At 52.7% G+C, this 21319-nt stretch carries 16 protein-coding genes; 10 read left to right on the top strand and 6 right to left on the bottom strand.

Annotation, left to right across the window (positions count from 1 at the left end; translation table 11 throughout):
* Positions 1–42 precede the first annotated feature (42 nt).
* The 3 genes from Q0P86_RS04185 to Q0P86_RS04175 are packed head-to-tail and all read right to left on the bottom strand — an operon-like array spanning position 43 to position 2899.
* Positions 43–339, bottom strand: a complete 297-nt coding sequence (locus Q0P86_RS04185; RefSeq protein WP_290994258.1) for a DUF971 domain-containing protein — start codon at positions 337–339, stop codon at positions 43–45.
* Positions 336–1460 (bottom strand): Mrp/NBP35 family ATP-binding protein, encoded by a 1125-nt coding sequence (locus Q0P86_RS04180; protein WP_290994256.1) that lies wholly within the window; start codon positions 1458–1460, stop codon positions 336–338. The genes Q0P86_RS04185 and Q0P86_RS04180 overlap by 4 nt, the downstream gene beginning before the upstream one ends.
* A 38-nt stretch (positions 1461–1498) precedes the next feature.
* A complete protein-coding gene (locus Q0P86_RS04175; protein WP_295037660.1) occupies positions 1499–2899 on the bottom strand; it encodes an ATP-binding cassette domain-containing protein in 1401 nt (466 codons plus the stop codon).
* Positions 2900–2986: 87 nt separating this feature from the next.
* On the opposite strand from Q0P86_RS04175, the gene Q0P86_RS04170 reads away from it, so the two are divergent.
* From Q0P86_RS04170 to Q0P86_RS04130, 9 genes are all read left to right on the top strand, one after another.
* Positions 2987–4666 carry a glutamine--tRNA ligase/YqeY domain fusion protein gene (locus Q0P86_RS04170; protein ID WP_294112306.1) on the top strand — a complete coding sequence of 560 codons (1680 nt, stop codon included), beginning with the start codon at positions 2987–2989 and terminating at the stop codon, positions 4664–4666.
* A gap of 152 nt (positions 4667–4818) precedes the next feature.
* Complete coding sequence (locus Q0P86_RS04165; protein ID WP_290994250.1) at positions 4819–6582, top strand: AAA family ATPase; 1764 nt, start codon at positions 4819–4821, stop codon at positions 6580–6582.
* Positions 6583–6634: 52 nt separating this feature from the next.
* Positions 6635–7972 (top strand): hypothetical protein, encoded by a 1338-nt coding sequence (locus Q0P86_RS04160; RefSeq protein ID WP_295037658.1) that lies wholly within the window; start codon positions 6635–6637, stop codon positions 7970–7972.
* A 33-nt stretch (positions 7973–8005) separates the two neighbouring features.
* Positions 8006–9190: a LysM peptidoglycan-binding domain-containing protein gene (locus Q0P86_RS04155; protein WP_294112308.1), complete on the top strand. Its 1185-nt coding sequence runs from the start codon at positions 8006–8008 to the stop codon at positions 9188–9190.
* A 15-nt stretch (positions 9191–9205) separates the two neighbouring features.
* On the top strand, positions 9206–11269 hold the full coding sequence (locus Q0P86_RS04150; protein ID WP_294112309.1) for a HAMP domain-containing sensor histidine kinase: 2064 nt from the start codon (positions 9206–9208) through the stop codon (positions 11267–11269).
* Between the two features lie 3 nt (positions 11270–11272).
* Positions 11273–11983: a response regulator transcription factor gene (locus Q0P86_RS04145; RefSeq protein ID WP_294112310.1), complete on the top strand. Its 711-nt coding sequence runs from the start codon at positions 11273–11275 to the stop codon at positions 11981–11983.
* A gap of 105 nt (positions 11984–12088) precedes the next feature.
* A complete protein-coding gene (locus tag Q0P86_RS04140; RefSeq protein ID WP_294112311.1) occupies positions 12089–14614 on the top strand; it encodes a hypothetical protein in 2526 nt (841 codons plus the stop codon).
* 134 nt (positions 14615–14748) lie between these two features.
* Complete coding sequence (locus Q0P86_RS04135; protein WP_290994239.1) at positions 14749–16509, top strand: ABC transporter substrate-binding protein; 1761 nt, start codon at positions 14749–14751, stop codon at positions 16507–16509.
* Positions 16510–16626: 117 nt separating this feature from the next.
* Positions 16627–17436 carry a CDP-alcohol phosphatidyltransferase family protein gene (locus tag Q0P86_RS04130; protein WP_291024179.1) on the top strand — a complete coding sequence of 270 codons (810 nt, stop codon included), beginning with the start codon at positions 16627–16629 and terminating at the stop codon, positions 17434–17436.
* Here Q0P86_RS04130 and mpaA read toward each other — a convergent pair.
* From mpaA to ruvC, 3 genes are read right to left on the bottom strand one after another with little or no spacing between them, the layout of a single operon-like run.
* The gene (gene mpaA, locus Q0P86_RS04125; RefSeq protein ID WP_295037653.1) at positions 17399–18085 is read right to left on the bottom strand and encodes a murein tripeptide amidase MpaA; all 687 of its coding nucleotides are present in this window, start codon (positions 18083–18085) and stop codon (positions 17399–17401) included. The genes Q0P86_RS04130 and mpaA overlap by 38 nt on opposite strands.
* 1 nt (position 18086) lies before the next feature.
* A complete protein-coding gene (locus Q0P86_RS04120) occupies positions 18087–18761 on the bottom strand; it encodes a M15 family metallopeptidase (protein WP_295037651.1) in 675 nt (224 codons plus the stop codon).
* Positions 18758–19354, bottom strand: a complete 597-nt coding sequence (ruvC, locus tag Q0P86_RS04115; protein ID WP_295037649.1) for a crossover junction endodeoxyribonuclease RuvC — start codon at positions 19352–19354, stop codon at positions 18758–18760. Before ruvC ends, Q0P86_RS04120 begins: the two co-directional genes overlap by 4 nt.
* A 53-nt stretch (positions 19355–19407) precedes the next feature.
* Here ruvC and Q0P86_RS04110 point away from each other — a divergent pair, with 53 nt between their 5' ends.
* Positions 19408–21318, top strand: a complete 1911-nt coding sequence (locus Q0P86_RS04110) for a CHC2 zinc finger domain-containing protein (protein WP_295037648.1) — start codon at positions 19408–19410, stop codon at positions 21316–21318.
* The last annotated feature ends 1 nt before the right edge of the window (position 21319 follow it).

The following is a 21319-nucleotide window of genomic DNA, read 5'->3' as shown; positions in this document are numbered from 1 at the left end:
CTTCAAGGAACATTTCCAAGAAGACAATCCAAATATGTCTTTTTACTTTGTTTTCGTCAAGTTATACAACTTGTCGTAAGGGTAAATTCCTGAATTGTGTCCGTCATCAAATGAAAGGCCCGCCGCATAGCGACCGATAGACTGCAAACGGACAAGCTTGATATCCGCCGATACAGAAGAATCGTCCAGCAACTTTTCACCCGTATGTTCATCGACGCACAACGCACAGGGGCACGCAAGTCTCAAGTCGCGAATGGCGCACGCACCACGCGTACCATCGTTCCATTCAAATCCGAGACGCCCATCCTTTGTCCTAAATACTTTCTTGGGCTGGATCATACATCCTCCTCGGGAAGTTCTGCAAATTCATAATTGAATGTCTTGAGCACTCCATCGCCTTCGGTCTTAAATACCGAGAGAGTACGCACCATGGCATCGGCCGCCTGCATGAACGATTTTGCCGATTCCGAATTCGGGTAACGGAGTACCGCAGGTGTTCCCTGGTCACCGCAATCGGCAACGGCGGGTTCGAGAGGCACCTTCGCAATCACCGGGACGCCCCAGCTTTTCGCGATGCGGTCGCCACCACCTTCACGGAAAATATGATGAGCCTTGCCGCACTGGTCGCAAATAAAGTAACTCATGTTTTCGACGACGCCCACCACGGGTACCCCCACAGAATCAAACATGGCAAGGCCCTTGCGGCAGTCGGCGAGGGCAACTTCCTGCGGAGTCGTCACCACCACGGCACCGGCCATCGGGCAGTTCTGCGTAAGCGTCAGTTGAATGTCGCCCGTTCCTGGAGGAAAGTCTACCAGCAGGTAATCAAGTTTGCCCCAGCGCACGTGGTGAATAAAGTGCTGGATCATCTGCGAAACCATCGGACCGCGCCAGATGGTCGCCTTGTCGCTATCAGCGAACATGCACATACTGACGATGCTAATGCCGCCCTTTGCCTCGACCGGAGCAATCGTATTGTCCTCGAAAACCTCGGGAGCCTTGTCAATACCGAACATGAGGCCCATCGAAGGGCCGTAAATATCGGCATCCAGAATACCCACGCGGGCACCGGACAGGCTGAGCGCCATCGCGAGGTTCGCCGTCACAGTCGATTTACCGACGCCGCCCTTGCCACTAGCAACCGCAACCACATGCGCCACATCGCCAATGTAAGAAACCTTCGGAGCCTGCGCCGCCGTATTGGCGTTATCCACACGACCTTGAGCGGTAAACGTCACCTGCACATCGGAAGCTCCGAGCGACTTTACGATTGCGATGCATTGGTCCTTGAACTTGTCGCGAATCGGGCAAGCCGGAGTTGTCAGGCGCAAATCAAAACTCACCTTGTCACCATCGATCTTTAAATTCTGGACAAAGTTCAGTTCGACAATATTCTTGTGCAGGTCGGGGTCTTGAACCGCCTGCAGGGCTTTGAGAATCGTTTGTTCGTTCAGTTGCATAGAATAATAAGAAGCGGTTGGTGGTTAAGGCTTAATAATTACATCGAGAATTTCGGCATGCGGAGAAGGTGCGTCATGCAAGGCGGCCATTCCTCTTCGTAGTGGCTCACCAAGATAATCGTCGTCTCCTTCGAAAGAAGTTGCAACAAGTTGAATATCTTTTCGCGGTATTCGCCCTTGAGACCTTGCGTCGGTTCATCGAGCAGCAGAACCTTGGGAGGCCGAATCGCCGCACGCGCCATGAGAACAACGCGCTTATCGATCGGCGACAAACTACGGTAGCGAGCGTCAACATCATCGAAACCAAGGTAATTGAGCCATTCCTTCGCCTTTGCACGTTCTTCCCAAGTGGTATTTTCCGCCTTGCAGAGATTTGACGTAAAGCCCGTACACAGCACCTCGGACAAGCTCAAGTCCTCGCGATACTGGAGAGCCAGTTCCGGCGAGAAGAATCCGAGTTCCGCCTTGTGTTCCCAGATATTCAGGCCACGCCCCGGGCGCTTTCCCAAAAGTGTGATATCGTTCTTGTAAATCTGGGGGTGGTCCGCCGTGAGCATACCGAGGAGAGTGCTCTTACCCGCACCGTTCTCGCCCATGACCGCCCAATGTTCACCCTTACGGACAGTCCAGTTCAAGTTTTTGAGCACAACCGTGTCGCCAAACTGCACATTGATATTCTTGAGGTCAAAGAGAATTTCCGAAGAGGTTTGAGCGACGGGGTCGCTCGCAAGTTCGCTTTGAGGTTTGAGCAAAACAATCTCGTAATCCTTGAGTTCGGCCTTCGTAAACTTCGGCTTCGCGACTTCTGTTGGCAATTTGCCTGCATACGGCGAGAAGGTCTTGTCGGCATAAACGAACGCAGGGATTTCTGGGAGTAGTTCATCTTCGCGGGCGAGGCGCACGGCCACCTTCAGGCCACTGCGTTTCGAAAGCTGAACCACGCTCGAAGCCAGATACCGGCGGTATTCCGGGTCAAGTCCGCCAAACAGGTCGTTAAAGTAGACCCATTGCGGATTTTCCATCCACATGCGCGCCAACAGGACGCGGCGCAATTCCCCGTTCGAAAGGCTTAGAAGCTTACGGTCCAGGACTTCTTCGGACAAGTCGGCAATCTTTAGCGCCTCATCCAATTTATCGGGATCGGTCTCCGGCCACGCCATGTCGTCGATATAGCGGTCCGTCTGCAAGAAGAACTTCTTTTTCAGCAGGAGATGACGAACCAGCGGAGCTTCTTCATCGTGCAGGCTGATAAAGCGCTGCTGAAAAAACGGAGCTAGCGCATGCTGGATTTTACGCTGCATCGCTTCCGACATCGTGGAGACATTCTTCTGTTGGTTCAAAAAATGGGTAATGACCCGGTCCAGGTCCTCGCCCTCGGTGCTAAAAATCTGCACCTGCGGGAACATTTCGATCAAGGCCTCAAAACGCTTAAATTCCATGTCCATAAAGATAGAAAAGTGAGCCTAAACTTGGCAAAGAAACAATTTTTTCTACATTTAGCCCCGTAAAACAGAAAGGTTAAAACCATGGATATTCCCGAATCCTCGAATTTTGTACAGGACATTATCGTTAACGACCTCTCCACGGGCAAGCGCAAGAGCGTGCACACCCGTTTTCCGCCCGAGCCGAACGGTTACATCCACATCGGACACGCCAAGTCCATCTGCCTGAATTTCGGTACGGCAAACAAGTACAAGGATTTCGGCGGCATTACGAACCTGCGCTTTGACGACACGAACCCCTCCAAGGAAGACGTGGAATACGTGGACTCCATCCGTGAAGACGTGAAGTGGCTCGGCTTTGAATGGAAGGGCGGCGAATACTTCGCCAGCGACTACTACGACCAGATTTACGCCTTTGCCGAAAAGCTTATCGAGATGGGCAAGGCCTACGTGGAAGACCTGACCCGCGACGAGATGCAGGAATACCGCGGCAACGACGCCGGCAAGCCCAGCCGCCCGAGCCCTTACCGCGACCGCAGCGTCGAAGAGAACATGAAGCTGTTCCGCGAGATGCGCGACGGCAAGTACGCCGACGGCGAGAAGTGTCTCCGCGCCAAGGTGGATCTTTCGAGCCCGAACATGAACATGCGCGACCCGGTCATCTACCGCATCAAGCACTGCACCCACCACCGCACCGGTGACAAGTGGTGCATCTACCCGATGTATGACTTTGCGCACCCGCTTAGCGACTGGATCGAAGGCATTACCCACTCCATCTGTACGCTGGAATTCGAAGCGCACCGCCCGCTGTACGACTGGTTCTTGATTGAACTGGGCCTCGACAACCGCCCGCAGCAGATTGAATTTGCCCGCCTGAACCTGACCTACACCATGATGAGCAAGCGTAAGCTCCTGGAACTGGTGCAGACGAAGGCCGTAATGGGCTGGAACGACCCGCGTATGCCGACGGTTTGCGGTTACCGCCGCCGCGGATTTACCCCGAGTTCCATCCGCGAGTTCTGCGACCGCATCGGCGTTTCCAAGGCCGACTCCATGGTCGATGTGAACTTGCTCTACTTCTGCATTCGCGAAGAATTGAACCAGACCGCGAACCGCGTGATGGCCGTGATTGATCCAGTCAAGCTCGTGATTGACAACTGGGAAGCGGACAAGGTCGAAATGATCGAAGTGGAAAACAACCCCAACGATCCCGCCGCCGGTACCCGCGAAGTCCCCTTTGGCAAGGAACTTTACATCGAGGCCGACGACTTCATGGAAGAGCCGCCCAAGAAGTACTTCCGCCTCAAGCCGGATGGCGAAGTCCGCCTGAAGGGCGCCTACTTCGTGACCTGCAAGAGCGTCGAGAAGGATGCAAGCGGCAAGGTGACGGTGATTCACTGCGAATACGACCCGCAGAGCCAGGGCGGCGAGACTCCCGATGGCCGTAAGGTCAAGGGCACCATCCACTGGGTTTCCGCCGCTCACGCCGTGGATGCCGAAGTGCGCCTGATTGACAATCTCTTCACGCTCGAAGACCCCTCGGCAGTTCCCGAAGGCGAAGACTGGCACGACTACCTGAACCCGGAATCCATGGTCATCAAGCAGGCCAAGGTGGAACCGAGCCTTGCAAACGCGAAACTCGAAGACCGCTTCCAGTTCATGCGCCAGGGCTACTTCTGCCTCGATAGCGTTGATTCCAAGCCGGGCCACCTGGTGTTCAACAGAACGGTGGGCTTGAAGGATAGCTTCAATCCAACGAAGTAAATTCAAATTACGAGTCCACACAGCGTTATAAACAAATTAACAAAAACGCTTCGGAGCAAATCCGGGGCGTTTTTTAGTGCATTTTACACTTTTAAGCACCCTTTTGTAAATAAAAAAGCTACATTCAATACGATAAAGCATTCGAGGCGCTTATGGAAAACGCAAAAAAGACCATCAACCTGTTCATGAAGAACAAGTATAGTCCGAACGAACTCAAAGCCGAGCTCTACAAGGCGGGTGTCGCCGCCATGGAAGAAGGCTGGACCTTCATGGACGCCAGTTTCCAGCTCGGCGGCAAGGCCCGCGACGACGGCATGGATGGCGAAGAGGTCGAACAGACTCTTCGCCGCGCGTTCTCCGCCCAAAAGCGTTCCTCGGAACGCCCCGAAGAAAAACCCGCACCGGCGGCGCAGAACGCGGCACCGTCTGCGGAGGGGTTCCCTGCACAGCCCCAGACCACCGCCCCTCCGCAGACGGTGGCCATGCCGATTATCAACCCACTTTCGGCCGGTATGATTTCCATGGAGCAGATGCTTGCCATGGGTCTCGACACACAGTCCCTGGAACTGTTGCAGAACTTCAAGATTGACCCCGAAGCGCTCTCCATTCCCTGGCCCGCCGCAGACTGGCGCAAGGACCTTGCCAAACTTTTGGAAGCCACCTTCGACCCCGACGAGACAATCGCCTTTAAGGTATCGAACACTCCCGAAAGCAGCGAGGAACTCGTCTCGAACATCATCGGGCAGGACGACTCCATCAAGAAAATCATGAAGAGCCTCGACAGCCCCGAAGGCGCCCTTCTCTGCATCAACGCCGTCAAGGGCGGCGAAGACTCCTCGGACGAATCTTGGCACTACCGCTACGTGGTGGTAGACAATCCCAAGATGTCCTTGGCCAAGCAACTCGCCTACTACAAGGCTCTTAACCTCCCCTGCGCCGCCCTCGTGAACACGGGCGCGAACTCCGTGCAGGCGTGGGTCAAGATTTTTGCAAACGACGAAGAGGAATACAACGAACGCGTAGACTTCCTTTTCAAGACTCTCGACTCCCAGGGATTCAAGGTCGACCCGAGCAACCGAAACGCCCACATGATGGTGCGTATGCCCGGCGTTCTCCGTGGCGGAAAACAACAGTACCTGATTGGCCTTGAACAAGGTGCCAAGAACTTCAAGGAATGGCAGGAATGGGTGGAATATTCCCTGGACGGCAAGCCGCTCATCGAACTTGCAAGCGATACCGAAGAAGCCCCCAAGAAAGACCAGACCATCGTCGAGAATATGCTCCGCGCAGGAGAATTTTTCTTGTTCACGGCGCCCCCGAAGAGCGGAAAGTCACTCGCGCTTATGGACCTCGGCCTTTCTATCTGTTACGGTGAGGACTGGTTCGGCAACGCCACTTCCTCGAGCGATGTGCTGTTCATCAATTTCGAACTCACCAAGTCCGTATTCCTGAACCGCCTTTACCTGCTGGGCGCCAAGCGCAACCTGAACGCAAGCACCCCCAAGTTCGGCTTCCTGAACCTGCGCGGAACGGCACTTTCGCCGATTGAAACCGCACAACTGATCGCAAAACGTATTCAAGGCGCCAAGCGACTGGAAAACCACGACTATCGAGTCGTCGTCATCGACCCGATTTCCGCTGTGCTTCACAACCCCAAGTCCACCCGACTGAACGGGGCTCCGCACCAGATTCTGATGCAGATGATCGATACCATTATCGCCTTAACAGGCTGCGCAGTCGTGTCGTCCTGTAACCTCGATGAATATCCTTACCTGGAATCAAGAGCGGACTCCGTCATTAAGCTGTTGCCCGTCGAAGGTAGCCTGAACCTGTACCAGATTAACGGAAACTTCCGCGAGTTCCCGAAAACTCTTGCACGCGAATGTTCGTGGATTTACCCGAGATTCCTGGTGTAGATGGAAGTAGGAAGTAGACAGTGGTTAGTGAATTAGTATTGAGTAATGTGTAATGAAAAACGAAAGAATGAAAAAAGATTTCAGAAGTACAAACAATCGCGCACGCGGAAATTCCGTACGTCGCGGCAAGGAACAAACGGAAGCACCGAAAGCCGAAAAGCCGGTGAAGCCGGTCGTACGCACGATTCCGACTTTCGACGACATCAAGAAACAACTTGAGGCCTGGGCAGAAACGAACCGCATTCCCGGAAAGATCCAAGCCTGGTACACGGCCGAAACCCTTCCCGAACACTCAGACTGGCGCATTATCAAGACCTACCGCGGCAAGCAGGAATCGCTTACGATAGATTCTCCCGCCCGCGACATGAAGGCTCCGGAACTTGTCACTCGTGTCTTTGAACAACTCAAGAAAGAACACCTGCATATCTTTAGCAAGGCGCTCCGCGAAATCTGGTTCCGTGCCGTAGGCAACGGCAACTACGCCCTGCTCGTCCAGGTCAACCTCAAGGGAAAAATTTCCGCTCACAGCTACAAGACCTTCGTCGAGTTTATCCAGAGGAATTTCCCCGAAGTCATCAGCTGCCATCACATCCAATGCCTGCCGGACCAGCCGTTTGACCCCGCCGGAACAACGCCCATGAAGGTCGAGGCAAAATGCGCCTTCGGTAGCGACTTCATGCCGATTGGAGATTCCGGTATCAGCATGCACGTCTTGGACTGGGCCCCCCGCATGCGCGATTCCTGGCTTGGACTTCCCGGACGTATCGAAAAAGCTATCCACCCCAACCGCGAAGACTGTTTCTTTGAATTCTACTCCGGCAGTTCCTTCGTCAGCGCCTCGCTCGCTAATTTATTCAAAAAAGTCGTATCGATGGACTGTCGCGAATACGCTATGCAGTCTTCGCGACTGAACGCCCGCAGCGCCATCGACGAAAACATGAAATTCATCCGCAGCCACGTGGACCAGGAATTCTTCGGCAAGTTCTTCGCCAAAGACGAAAACGAAGGCCGGTGGACATTCTATTTCAACCTGCCCGGCGATGAACCACTCGCCCAGGGAGTCGCCCAGGCTGCTGCGCTTTCGAGACCCGAAAGAATTTTGCTGCAGACCTCCAACCTCGAGGTTGCCGCACGAACCATCAAACAGTTCCGCAACGAGAACTACATGCTCCGCAAGAGCATCCCGCTTTACCTGGAACCCGGTAGCGGCAAGTTCGAAGTGCTGTTCCTATTCGTGCCAGACCGCGCTGGTATTTTAGGCCAGAATCCGGTGCAGAAGTCCCGTTCCCGTAATGTCCAGCGCCCCCAGGAGCGCATCTCTAGGCAAAAAACAAGCGAAATTCCGCATTTTAGCCAGAGTAGCCCGACTTTCAGGCAAAGAAAAGGTTAAATTATTGACGTAATCAGCCTGTAAAGGATTATTATGCGATTTTTAAAATGTGCATCCATCTGTCTTGGACTTTCCGCCTTGTTGGCATCCGCCTACATCGTCAAGGAAGGAGATACCCTCTGGGACCTGAGTGACGAATTCCTTAAGGACCCCTTTGCCTGGCCGGACCTTTGGGAAAACAACCGCCACATCCAGGACCCGCATTGGATTTATCCGGGCGATTCTATCTATCTGGGAGATAGCATTCAAGAAGGGAACGGGAACGTTATGGAGGTCGAAAAGACCAAGTATCCCTGTAACGCAGCCATTTCGGATTCAGCACTCCCCAAGGGCAAAGGCTATTATGTAAAGAACGCCGGTTGCGACGAGAACGACGAACGCAACGCCGAATTCGAGAACCTCCTCGGCAACCTTCGCGACAAGGACAAGAAGAGCCAAAAGAAACGCAAGCCGGAAGACACCTATTATTACCAGCAGCGTCCGACTCCGAAGATTTTCAACGGTTACTATCAGTTGCACGCCCCCGAAATCTACACGCTAGATTCCCTCAAGAATGACGAGCGCTTCATTTCGATCCGCTCCGGCGAAAAGAAGGAACCCATTATCCACATGCCCGAAAACGAAGTCGTTGTCGGCGTGGGTAAAAAGACCAACAGCAAGCTCAAGAGAGGTGACCTCGTCGAAATCATCGACGCAAAACCCATTAACGTTCCTGCAACAAAAGGAACCGATTTTACCAAGTACGCCCTGCTCCGCCTGAGCGGCATTGCCAAGATTACCGCCATCGGCGATACGCTTTCCCGAGCCAAGGTCGTGACGGCCTTCCGCGAAATCAAGATTAACCAGTCCAAGGCCAGAATGAAACAGCCTCTGCAGGCCATCAACGTTTCGGGCTACACCCCCGACAGCGTGGCCAGGATGGATTCCCTTGCCAGGATCCGTTACGCCATGGATCCCATGTTGCTGATCGGAGCTTACTCCTATGTCCTGATCGATAAAGGTTCCGCCCAGGCGTACAACACCGGTGACGGCGTTGCCATTTGGGCAGAAGACCACTCCGATGCGACCCTTCCGCCCCGCCTCCTCGGACGCGGCCTGATCGTCAGGGCGACCAAAAACGAGTCGTCCGTCTTGATCCGCGAGCTTTACTCCAATAGCCGCCATATCGAAATCGGTCACAAGGTGTCGGTTACCCACCGAGCCCAAATCGTAAAGTAGGCAAACGGATCGGCAATGCAGGTTTCACGAAATAATCTGCTGTTCGTCCTATTATTTGCGGGGGGTATCATTCTACCCACCGCTATTTTGTCTTACCTGAGTTTCAGGAACATCCAAAACGAAGTTTACCTGGCCCAGAAGAACTTCGACGAGACCCTCTCCGCGTTTCAAAACGAAGTCGAAGACGCTATAGAAAAAGAGCATGCCAAGATTTACCAGGAAACAAAAGCGGCGTCGCTTTTCCTATATGAACAACCGCAGGGCCTCCTTGACTTTGGGCACGCTACCGAATTCAAGTCCGTCGAAGGCATCGAAGCCATTTTCCTATTTAACAAGGGGACTCTCATCTACCCCGACCTGTCGTCGAGGAACTTCTTCAAATCCCCCGATTTTTCGAGCAGCGTAGCGACCCCGCAATCCATCAATCTCTACCAGGAAGAATCTGCCGGTTTCAAGGATAGCCTTTCGCAGAGGATTTACCTTGCCAAGCGATCCAAGAGTCTGAAGCCCACCAGTTTCTTTTTCGAATCCCACGACGACCAGATACAGAATTTGCTAGGACTCATCCGGTTCTACTACAAGCAGAAGAACTATGACGAAGCCCTAAAACTGCTATCGATTCTAGAAAATTCGCCCCACCAGCAAGGCTACCTGCACGCCGACCTGACCAGAGCGGTCAACCTGCTCCATTTCGAAATTCTCGTAAAGCAGCGCAAGCACCAGGAAGCGCAAGACTACTGTCTTTCTGTACTGGTCCAGTTCCTAGAGAAACAGGACATTGACGACATATCCTCATCCAAGTTCTTCTTCGAAACAGCCTTTACACAAATCCTCTCCTTCGAAAAATTGGCCCAAGACAAACGTGAAGCCTTCTGGAACCTGCGAGAGAACTTCAACCGACAACTGGGCTATATGGACATTCTGCACCACCACAAGGACCAGTTCCAAGAAATTCTGAATGATGTTGTATCTTCCAAGGAAGGCATTCTCTACCGCAACACCGATGACGCGACCCTATTCAAAATGTCCTACCCCTACCTGTCCGGCGACCAGGTCGTCATTGCGAAACTGGACCGCAATGCCTACAGGACTCGACTCCTGAACCGTCTCAAGACAGTCACCCAAAGTTTCAAGAACATTCCCTTCTCCATCACCGAGAAAAACGACAGTCTCATTCTAGGAAGCATTCCGAAGGACGCCCCCATTATCGGTCAGCGCGAAATTTCAGAAGCCCTTGACTGGGAATTTACCTTGTACGAAAAGGACATGCAGGATATTCGCAAGGAAACGCGCCACCGGATGTTCCTGATGTACGGACTGATGCTGTTCGCACTCATCACCGTCATTTTCGGTTCCTTCTTCATGTTCCGATTCATCACGCAGGAACGCAAATTGCTCGCCATGAAGGCGAACTTCTTGTCGAGCGTGTCGCACGAGCTGAAGACCCCCCTGACTTCCATCAAGATGTTCGCCGAGATGATGGCCCGCGGAAGGCTCCAGAAAGCGGAAAAGGTACAAGAATACTCAACCCTCATCGGCAAGGAAGCGTCGAGACTTGAAAACCTGATCGGCGCCATTCTCAACTACACGCGTATGGAACACGGAACGGGAGCCTTCAAGTGGGAACGACTGGATTTCTCCATTTGCGCCAAGAAAGTTTTTGATGCGGTCGAAGACATCGGTGTCGAAAAGGGACTCACCTTCTATACGCACTTCGAGCCGAACGTTTTCGTGATGGGCGACTACACAGCTCTTTACAGCCTTGTCCAGAACCTGATCGATAACGCCATCAAATACACCGAAGCTCCGGGCGATATCACCGTCGATGTCAAGAGCGAAGACGATTGGATCGTTTTCTCCGTTGCCGACACGGGTATCGGCATCGCCTCTTCGGAACAAAAAAATATATTTAATGATTTTTATAGAGTCGGTGACGAAATGACCCGAAGCACCAAGGGATCCGGGCTCGGACTTGCCACCGTCAAGAGAGTCGCAGAGACGCACAAGGCGACGATTTCACTTGTCAGCAAGCCAGGAAAAGGATCAACATTCACCGTCAAGTTTAAAAGGGCAGAATAACTCATGGCACAAAACTTCAAAATACTGATCGTAGAGGATGAAGAAATCATCCGCCTCGGCCTCCAAGACAACTTCGAAATGGAAGGCTACGAAGTGGAAACAGCCTGCGACGGCGAGGAAGCCATTGCGAAATCCGACTCCTACCAGCCGCACCTGGTACTTCTGGATTTGATGATTCCGAAAAAGAGCGGATTCGAAGTCTGCCGCTACATCAGGAACAAGCATCCCGAAACCTATATCATTATGCTCACGGCAAAAACCGAAGAAACAAGCAAGGTGGCAGGGCTTGAAATGGGGGCCGACGACTACGTGACCAAGCCGTTCTCCATCCTGGAATTGCTCGCCCGCGTAAAGGCTTTCAAGCGCCGAATAGAGCCGCAAGCCAGCGCAAACACCGCCGCGGTTCCCGACATCCTGGAATTTGCAAACATAAAGGTCGATGTAAAGAAGTTCGAGGCGACCAAGGGCGGAGTCCCTCTCGACCTCACGACCCGCGAATACCTGATTCTCAAGTACTTCTGGGCGCACCGCGGGGAAGTCGTCTTGCGCGAAGACATCCTCAAGGAAATCTGGGGATACACCGACGAGAACATGCCCTCGACCCGCACCGTAGACAACCACATCGCGAACTTGCGTCGCAAAATCGAAGACGATCTCGCCGACCCGAAAATAATCATTTCAGTCCGGGGTGCAGGATACAAGTTCGACGCATAATTTAATAGGAAGTAGATAGGAGAGTCATCCTGGACTCTCAAAGAGGGGACGGGATCCAGCACTGGATTCCCTCCCTTCGGTCGAGAATGACTTAATTGAAAGAAAATGAGCCTTAACGTTTTCCATAAGTTTCATAACCTACACATGGTGCTTGCAATCGTGTGGTTATGCTGCCTTGTATCCACCGCGAGCGGCGAGAAGATGGAGACGTCCATCCAGGAAGCCATCTACATCTTTGAGATGAAGGGGGAATCCTCGACTGCCATCAAATTGCTTGAAGACGCAGCCAACAACGGTGACGAAGACGACAAGGAAAAAGCCTATTTCTATCTCGGGAAAATCCAGGAACTCTCAGGCAACAAAGCCTCGGCCAATTTTTACTACAACCAGAGCCTGAACCGCACCACCGAAACAGGCAAGGCCTACTGGCTATCGGAACGCGAGAGCGCTACCAGCAGCCAAGCCGAGAACCTGCTCCGTTCCCCGATTTCGCTAAAGACTTCCATCAGCAGAACTTTCGGCGAATCCCCGACGTTCATCCAACTTCGCGACGGAAGCATCCACAAAATCGAAGACGATCGATTAGTCAAGGTTTCTCAGGAGCTCCCCGCAAACGCTCAGGTTCTGACAGTAACGCCGCAGGGAGTCTGGTACCAGTCCCCCGAAAATGACAGCCTCGTTTTCAAATCCTTCTACGCGAACAGACCTGACCGCAAATACCTCCTGGGTGGGATTATCCAATTCCTTGTCCACGAGGACAAGGCACTCGCCCAAGGAAACAACCAACTCACGCTCCTGAACAGCAAGGGGATCAAGGCGCAAATTTCGGACAAATACAGCGGTTGCATCGCCGAAGGGTTCTACGCGCCTACATCCGAGTTCGTTCTCAACTGTACCGACAATGCGCTCCATTTCATTTCTCCCGAAGACGGTTCTGACCGCAAGACCATCGCCCAGTTCGATGTCATCAAGAAGGTCCTTGTCGACAAGTCGCTGATATACCTAGTTTCGGGGAACTACCTCTATGGATATAATCCCAAACAAAGGACTTCCCCCCTGTGGAAGGTTTCCATCAACAATGTCGAAAGCATAGAACCCTTCGAAAAGAACATTGCGATTCTCGAAGCTTCGGGCAAGATTACCTTCATAAGCAAGAAGAACGGTTACCCACTAGTTTCTGCACAGAGCGACGCCACGGCCATTTACCCCCTCGCCAAGGGAACCCTCGGCCTATTTTCCAGCGAAGGAACAATTATCGCGGTTGACACGATGCTTGTACCACTGTGGCATTTCAATTTCACCAAGCCTATCGAGCACGCCCCCATTCATACCAATGGCAATATTTACCTGGACTTCGGTGAACATAAGCTGACCGCCCTTTCGCCCCACTATTACGGCAAGAAAATCCTTCAATCGGAACTCACGGCAAGACAGGCCGGCAAACTCGTTGAAGAAGAAAACTGGGAAGAGCTGCAAACTCTCCTGACCACCCTATTCAAGCAGGAACCGGGTAATGCCGAAGGTTGGTTTTTCAAGGCCCTGTACCTCGAGAACCAAAACGGCAACACTCGCGACAAACAAAAGGCCTGGTCCGAAGCGGTCCGTCTCTCTGCAAGCAACCCTCAAGTCACCCGCCTGATCCTGAGCCGCTACAGTAAAGCCATCGGGGCTAAGTTCGTCAGCCAGCTACCCATTTCGCCCAAGACGCTTTACCCCCAATTCTTCAGTAACAAGAAAAACCTCTACACCATCGATCCCGCCGCCGAGAAGCTATTTTGTTTCAACGCCGAAAACGGAAATCTCCGTTGGTCCAAGAGTATCGGAAATCTCAATAACAGTCACGCCATCGACAACGACGAAAATACGCTCGCAATCGCTTCGGGCTACAACATGTCCATCTACGACCTAGTTCACGAAAACACGGTTCTCTCGATTCAACTTCCGGGCAAGGCTTTCGAAACGAAGGTGACCGACAAGGCGATTTACGTATCGACTTGGAACGGATTCCTGCTTAAGATTCTGAAATCCGACTACAAGCTCACCTGGTCCCGCAAGATTTTTTCAGTTCCATTCCTACTCTCCACTAATTCCAGGGAACTTTACGCCTGCAATCTGGAAGGGGAAATCGTGTCGCTAAACGACGATTCAGGACAAACTAAAGAAGGTTCAACACGAAAGATTCCCGGACAGATTACGCACATACTCAGCAGCGATTCCATTACAGCCGTTGCCTCCAGCGGGAACCGTCTCTACCTCATCAACCAAAACAACAGGGACACCCCCCCGCTCCAGATTTTGTTGGACGATGCCATATCATCGCTACAGCTCATTAACGATCAGGGCGACAGGAAATTCCTGATTGGACTTGCGAACCAGTCCGTGTTACTTTATACAGAATCCGGTGCTCCCCTCTGGAAATTCCACGGAGCAAATTCCGTATTCATGAAGCCCTTCGTCAAAGACGATTTGGTCTGGCTTGACCAGGGAAACGAGATTGTCGCCATTTCCCTTAAAAATGGAAAAGTAGAGCGCAAGTTCAGCACTCCTGGCGGAGCGGGGCCCCCGTTCATCATGAACAAAATTCTATATAGTGCCTCGCCCAAGCGTCTTTTGTACGGATTTTCATTATAAATTCACAATAAAACGCCCTTTTTCGGTACATTTTTCTCTCTTGTAAATAATTATTGGTGTTTTTTTTATTAAAAACACACTAAATTTAGATGTTGTACCCCAAAGGAAGGACAAGGATGAATTTGCTAACAAACATGAATCGTTTTTTAAGAATCGCAGCAGCCTGTTTCGCTGCGGCAGGTGTACTCACACTCGCCGCCTGCAACGAAGAAAACAAGGCTACCGAGGGCAAGACCGCCACGGACTACGACCGCAGCGAAACGCTGTATATCGGAGGCTTCGACTGGGCTCCCCCATCGACATTCAACCCCTTGGACTACGATCCGAACTTTCCTATTGACGGAAATTGCAGAATCGCTTACGAAGCGCTCTTGGCCTACAACCAGTTGAACGGTGAACTCGAACCGATGCTCGCCGACAGCTACACCAGTTCCGAGAACAGCATCACGGTTCATCTGGACCCGCGCGCCAAGTGGAACAATGGCAATCCCGTCACCGTTGACGACGTCCTCTACACCTTCAAGATCGATTCCCTGCTGCCGACTCCGCGTCACGGCAACTGGAACTTCTTGAGCCAGGTCACCGACGACGGCAACAACAACATCACCTTCCACTTCGGCAAGAACAAGAACCCGCTCATCATCCTGAACGCCCTCGCCGAAACCTCCATCTTGCCTAAGGCCGTATTTGAGCCGCTCATCCAGGGGGCCAAGTCCGGCAAGGGTTACAACATGAACAAGATTACCGAGTTCAAGAACGATTCCATGCCGGTGTTCTCTGGTCCGTACACGCTGAAGACTTATTCTCCCGACCAGATTGTCCTGGAACGCAACGATAACTACTGGGGCAACGTCAAATACAACGGGCAAAAACCGTCGCCGAAATATATCATCCATTCCCTTTACAATGGCAACAACCACTTCAACAGTGCCATGACCAAGGGTAACCTCGACATCTCGTCCGTATTCCTGCCGCGCATCTGGGAGAAGGCCCGCGATAGCATCCGCGCCTGGAGCCGCAACGAGCCCTACCACCAGCCGGGGTCCATTACGACCTTGCTGATTGCCCAGCAGCAAGCCCCCTTTAACGACGTAGCCCTACGCCGCGCCATGATGCACGCCATCAACTTCGAAAAGATCAAGGCACGCGCCGTATCCAACTACACCCCCGTGATCCAGCCGGGGTTCATTCTCCCCTTTGGAACCGAGTCCAAGTATTTCAACAAGGAAGATGCCGAGAAATACGGCTATGTCTATGACATCGAGAAAGCGAAGTCCATTTTGTCCGATGCAGGTTACAGCTGGGATGAAAGCGGTCACCTGCTCGACAAGAAGGGCAAACCCGTCCGCAGTTTTACCATCGAGTGTCCGCAAGGATGGACCGACTGGGAAGACGCCATTAAGGTTGTCGTAGGTTCCCTGAATGACATCGGACTCGCCGCCGAAGAGAAGTTCGTCGACTACAGCGTCTGGGACAAGAACCTGCGTCTGGGCACCTTCGACCTCGCTATGAAGACGCAAACCGCCGAACTTTCTGCGGCATCGCCGTGGAACCGTTTCGAGCAGGTGATGGGATCGGCCGCCTACAAGCCCGTCGGTGAAGAATCTTTCGCCAACCAGGGCCGCTACAAGAATGACGATGCAGACAAATTAATCCATAAAATCCCTGCACTCACCGACGAGAAAGAACTGACTGAAGCCTACCGCGCGCTGAACCGCATCTTTATGGAAACGATTCCGGTTCTCCCGGTCATGTACCGCCCCACGCAGTATTACCAGTTCTCTACCAGACATTGGGAAAACTTCCCCACCGAAGAAAACCCCTACGCACCTCCGCAGAGCCTGGTTGTCGCCGCCGGCGTAAAAGCGCTCTGGTACATCAAGCCCGCGAAGTAAATTTAAATTTCGGAATTCAGAATTCGGAGTAGATTCTCTAGAATTTAATTCCGAAATTCGAGTTCGTAATTCCGAATTAAACTATATTTCTCGCGACACTTTTTAGTGGAGTTTTTTATGGGTAAATCTCGTTTTATTTTGCCTAATGCTTTTACCAGCATGAACTTTTTGCTGGGCGTCTTTGCGATCTGTTGGGTGACCGGGGCTTTTTCTTCTTTCACTAGCGCCGACCCCATCCGCACGGGAGCCTATTTCATTCTTTTAAGCGTCCTTCTGGATAAGCTGGATGGTTTTGCCGCTCGACTCGTAAACGCCAGTTCCGAGTTCGGAGCGCAGTTTGACAGTCTCGCCGACCTGATTGCCTTCGGTCTCGCGCCTGCCTTTACGATTTTCTTCGCCTACAAGACCATCGCTCCTGAATGGTTCCAGGCTAATGGAGTCCTGCTGGTAGTCACGTTCTCCATCTACGTGCTCTGCGCCGCCATGCGTCTTGCAAAGTACAACGCCTGCGACAGTGACACCTACCACCACCATTTCTCGGGTCTCCCCTCCACTTTTGCAGGTGCAATCAACGCTATCTTGATTGTACACCTTCAGTCGCATGGATTTTTCGCAGATCAGAGCGGAATCCACATGTTCCTGCCCGTGTTCGTGATGCTGGTTACGGGCCTACTGATGGTCTGTCCGCTGTTCCTGCCCAAGCTCCAGCCGCGCAAGAACCCCATCTTCAACATTTTCCAGGCAATCCTGATCGTGATTACCTACATCTGCGGTTTCGTGTTCATTTCGGACAAGATCCCCTTTATCACCGAATACCTGCTGGTTCTCTGCACCAGCTATCTCGTCATCGGCTTCGGCATCGGCCTTGTCCAGCGCAAGAAGATTATCGCTAACGCCGAGAAGAATAAGATCGAAGAAAGGCGCTAAAGCTTTCGCCATAGCGGTCGTACAAGGCCTCTAAAGACATTCGAGGAAGTTCCAGGGTGACACACTCTGGACTTTTTCTTTCTTTGCACCAGGTTCCGAAACTTCCCGGAGTCGGATAACCGATATCGGGTTGCCACGGCAAGTTGAAAGCCGCACAGAGGCGCTCGACCAAGGGCGACTTCGCGGGAGCATCGACGCAAGCAAAGGGAGCATGCATCGAAAGAACCGATTCAGGAGAGAGCTTTTCGACCAAGGCTACAAGGGCCCTTGTTTCGCTTTCGCTACCGGGTGCGGTCCCAGGAGAAAGCTCCGTATCGCGAGAAGCTTCCAGAACCGACCGGCAATAGACCGCATCGGCACTCCAATTGGAGGTCGGAAAGTTGCGGTTCAAGTCGACCCCGTTCGCATTACAGCGGGTCCCAAGAGTCATGCCGTCGGGATTGGCGCAAAGCACGAACGCCACGTCTTCAAAGGGGCGTTCAAAGTCACGGAGTACACGACTCAAAAGGAACGTCGTCTCGGGTTCCTCCCCGTGGATTCCTGCAACGACAAGCAACCGACAAGCCCCTGCACAAGGAATATAGCGAAGCGCCGTTCCGAGGACCGAACGACCATATTCAGAGAAAGGAAGAAGAAGAGAGGAACGCATCTTAGACAAAGTACGGATAGATGTAATCTTTGGCGAGAGTTTCCAGGTTATCGAGAAGAGCCGACTTGCAGGCAATATCCGTCTTTTCGTAGAGTTTGCGGAGCTCAGCAAGAGAGAAATCCTCTAGGTATTTTCGCGATGTCGGCAAGTGCGCGATATGCCATTTTTCGGGCTGGATCTTGCCGCGACCAGGAACAAAAACCCGTTCAAATCCAAAAGATTCCCCGGACTCCATCAGCTCCGTAAGCCGCCGATGGAAAGGAGCGAACATCCCGTCGCACTCGGCGGGAGTCAGTTGCACTTCGTAACCTTCAGGGCAGGCATTTCCGTCGACCACATCAAGGTCGGTTCCCAAGTGGTGACGACTTGCGCCCGGAAGCGCCGACCAGGTGAGAATCGCATACATCAGCGATTCCTCGTCGCGGGGGCGTTCCATAGGAGAACCCGTTGCATCGAGGAGCGAGAGTTCTCCCGCCGCTTTGCGATTCCAGATGGACAGCTGGCGTTCAAAGGGGCGGAACGCAGATTCCAGACGGAGCCTGAAACCGTCGCGTGCCAGAATTTCTTTTAATTTGTTACAAAACGGAAGAATTTCTTTATCCAGCGGATACCCTTCGATTTCGATGAAATCCGAAGACTTTGCATCGCGGAGTCCAAAACAAACTTGAGTGCTCACGGAAGTTTTCCTCCCATTTTCTGGATTAAGTTTTCCCACTGTTTGACGGTCGGCTTTTTCTTGCGGCTTGATATTTGCTTCTTGGTGCAGTCTGCAGGAAGTGCGGCCGAAAGGTTCGAAAGAAGCGGAGCAGGATTTGCATGAGTCCAAGCAATTGCGAGAGCATCGGAGGCATCCAGCGGAAGTTCCCCCACCTCGATCCCGAGACGTGCAAAAATCATATTCGCCACCTGTTCCTTGGCGGCCCCTCCATCGCCCGTGACTGCCAGCTTGACCGCACGGGGGCTGTATTCGTTAAAGGACATTCCACGGCGGCGGCAAGCCACGAGAACAGCCCCACGGATATGCCCCAGCACCAGGGCGCTCTTTGCATTCTTCGCAAAGAACACCCCTTCCATGCTCAACGCCTCGGGATGGTACTTGTCCAGGAGCGTTTCCAGCTCCGACACAATCTGCAGCAGACGGTCTTCGAGGGCATGCCCCGCAGGAGCGTGAAGAACGCCGTATTCCAGCACACGGGAATTTTTCGATCCTGTATCTAAAAAAGCATAGCCGGTAGTAATAGAACCGGGGTCTATCCCGAGAATAATCATGGTCTTAAAATTAAAAAAAAACTAGATTATCTAATTGAAAAAAGAGGTCTCTTATGCTTATCGATCAAGAACATGCCGGAATCATCATGCGTGCAAAGACCCACCCCCGTCAGCTGGGAATTCCTCTCAGCCGTTGGGGCAGAAACCTGATTGCATGCTGCCCCTTCCATTCCCCGGAAGAAACATCCCTGTTCTTTTACGACGCCCTGGGTTACTGGCGTTACCGCTGCCTGCAATGCGGAAGCGAGGGCGACCTTGTTGAATTCGTGATGCGCAGCCGTTTCAACGGCATGGAAGAACCCGCCGCCCGAGCTGAAGCGGTAGACTTTTTGGGAACTCTCGAATCCGACCAGGGCACGCAAACGCAGGAAGAACATCCCTGGATCAAGGAAATCGGTGGCGAAAAATCCAAGGTCCTCGAGAACTTCGTCCGTTACTGTCACTGGGCCGCTTGCAGGAGCCCTTCTTCGGCAGAGTTCCTTGCCGCACGCGGATGGAACATCGGACAGGCGCAGCTCTACGGTCTCGGCTATTATAGCGGCGATCCCGAACCGTTTATCAGCTACTGCATGATGTCGGGTATCGAACGACACCAGATCAGTTTCTACCTGGATAACCTCGAAGCTTACCACGAGCCGCGCATCACCATTCCCGCACGCAATTCCAAGGGGCTGATCCACTCCGTTTACGGACGCGTCCTCGATGACACCGACAGTCCGCACCGTTACATTTCCTACGCATCGGGCCCGAGCGACATTCCGTTCAACATCCAGCCCGACATTAGCAAACCCGTGATTGTCGAAGGATTCTTCGACGCACTCACCGCCGACCTCGCCGGTATTCCGGGAGTGGTCTCGACCATGTACCAGGAACTTTCGCTGAGCCACCTTTACAAGCTCAAGGCTTGCGGTGCAGAATCGGTCACGGTCATTCTCCGTCGAGAACTCGACCGCAGAGAACAGGAATTCCGTATCCAGAAGTACCTGAAAATGGCGGAACAGCTGGATTTGCGTTTCAAATCGATTGTGCTTCCGAAGGGCGAAACCGTCGACGAAGTCGTGCGCAAGAACGGTGCCGACCAGTTGATTTCACTCGTTGCCCAGACCGAAGAGGACACGGTGCATACCCACCGTCGTTCGATGCTGTTGCAGGACATCAAAGAAAACTTTGATACAGCCATGGGATGTCCTCCGGACATCAGCGTCGGATACGCACTCAACACTTTCCCGAAACTCACGCAGGAAATCGACGGTATCCAGTCAGGCTGTTTCTACGTTTCGTCCAAACCGTTCGGTCTCAAGACTACGCTACTCTCCAGTTTCGCTCTCGACCTGCTCCAGAGCAACCCGAAACTGAAACTGATCTACATTGCACTTGAAACTCCGCGCCGCCAGATTTTCGACAGGCTCGTCGCCATGCTTATCGGTGAATCGGTATTGACCGTTCGCAAGCAAAGCGAAGACGAAGCTGTGAACCAGAAGATTCTGGAAGCGACCCGCGACCTGATGGCATTCGTGCGCAACAACCGGCTGGAAATCTGGGAAGACCAGCCCGCGTTCGACAACCAGGAACTGCTGAACACCCTAAAAGAAGAAGTCAGGGAACACCCGAACCTAGTCGTCATCATCGATGGAATTGACCATTTGAAAGTTTCGGACCATGTGGACCTTTCGGACATTCACGAACGCCGTTCCTCTGTTGTCCTGGATCTTTACAAGGCGCTCGACATACCCATCTTTGTCGGCGGCGAGCTCGTCGACTCGGAACAGGGACTTGTCGGACCCAGAGCATACCTCCGCGATTCCGATGCCATATACTGGCTTGAATCCAAGGGCGGCAACCTGTTCCTCACCGTAGATTCCAAGCGTCTTGGCAACAACCAGCTGTACCAGGGAACACTCTCCATTGACCCGCTTTCGAACAGGATGCAGGAAGAGCCCTGGAACATCGAGAATAACGGCTAGT

This window comes from uncultured Fibrobacter sp. (genome assembly GCF_946062555.1).
GTDB lineage: Bacteria > Fibrobacterota > Fibrobacteria > Fibrobacterales > Fibrobacteraceae > Fibrobacter.
Note: the sequence above shows the minus strand (reverse complement) of the source record. Positions and strands in the feature narration are given on the sequence as shown.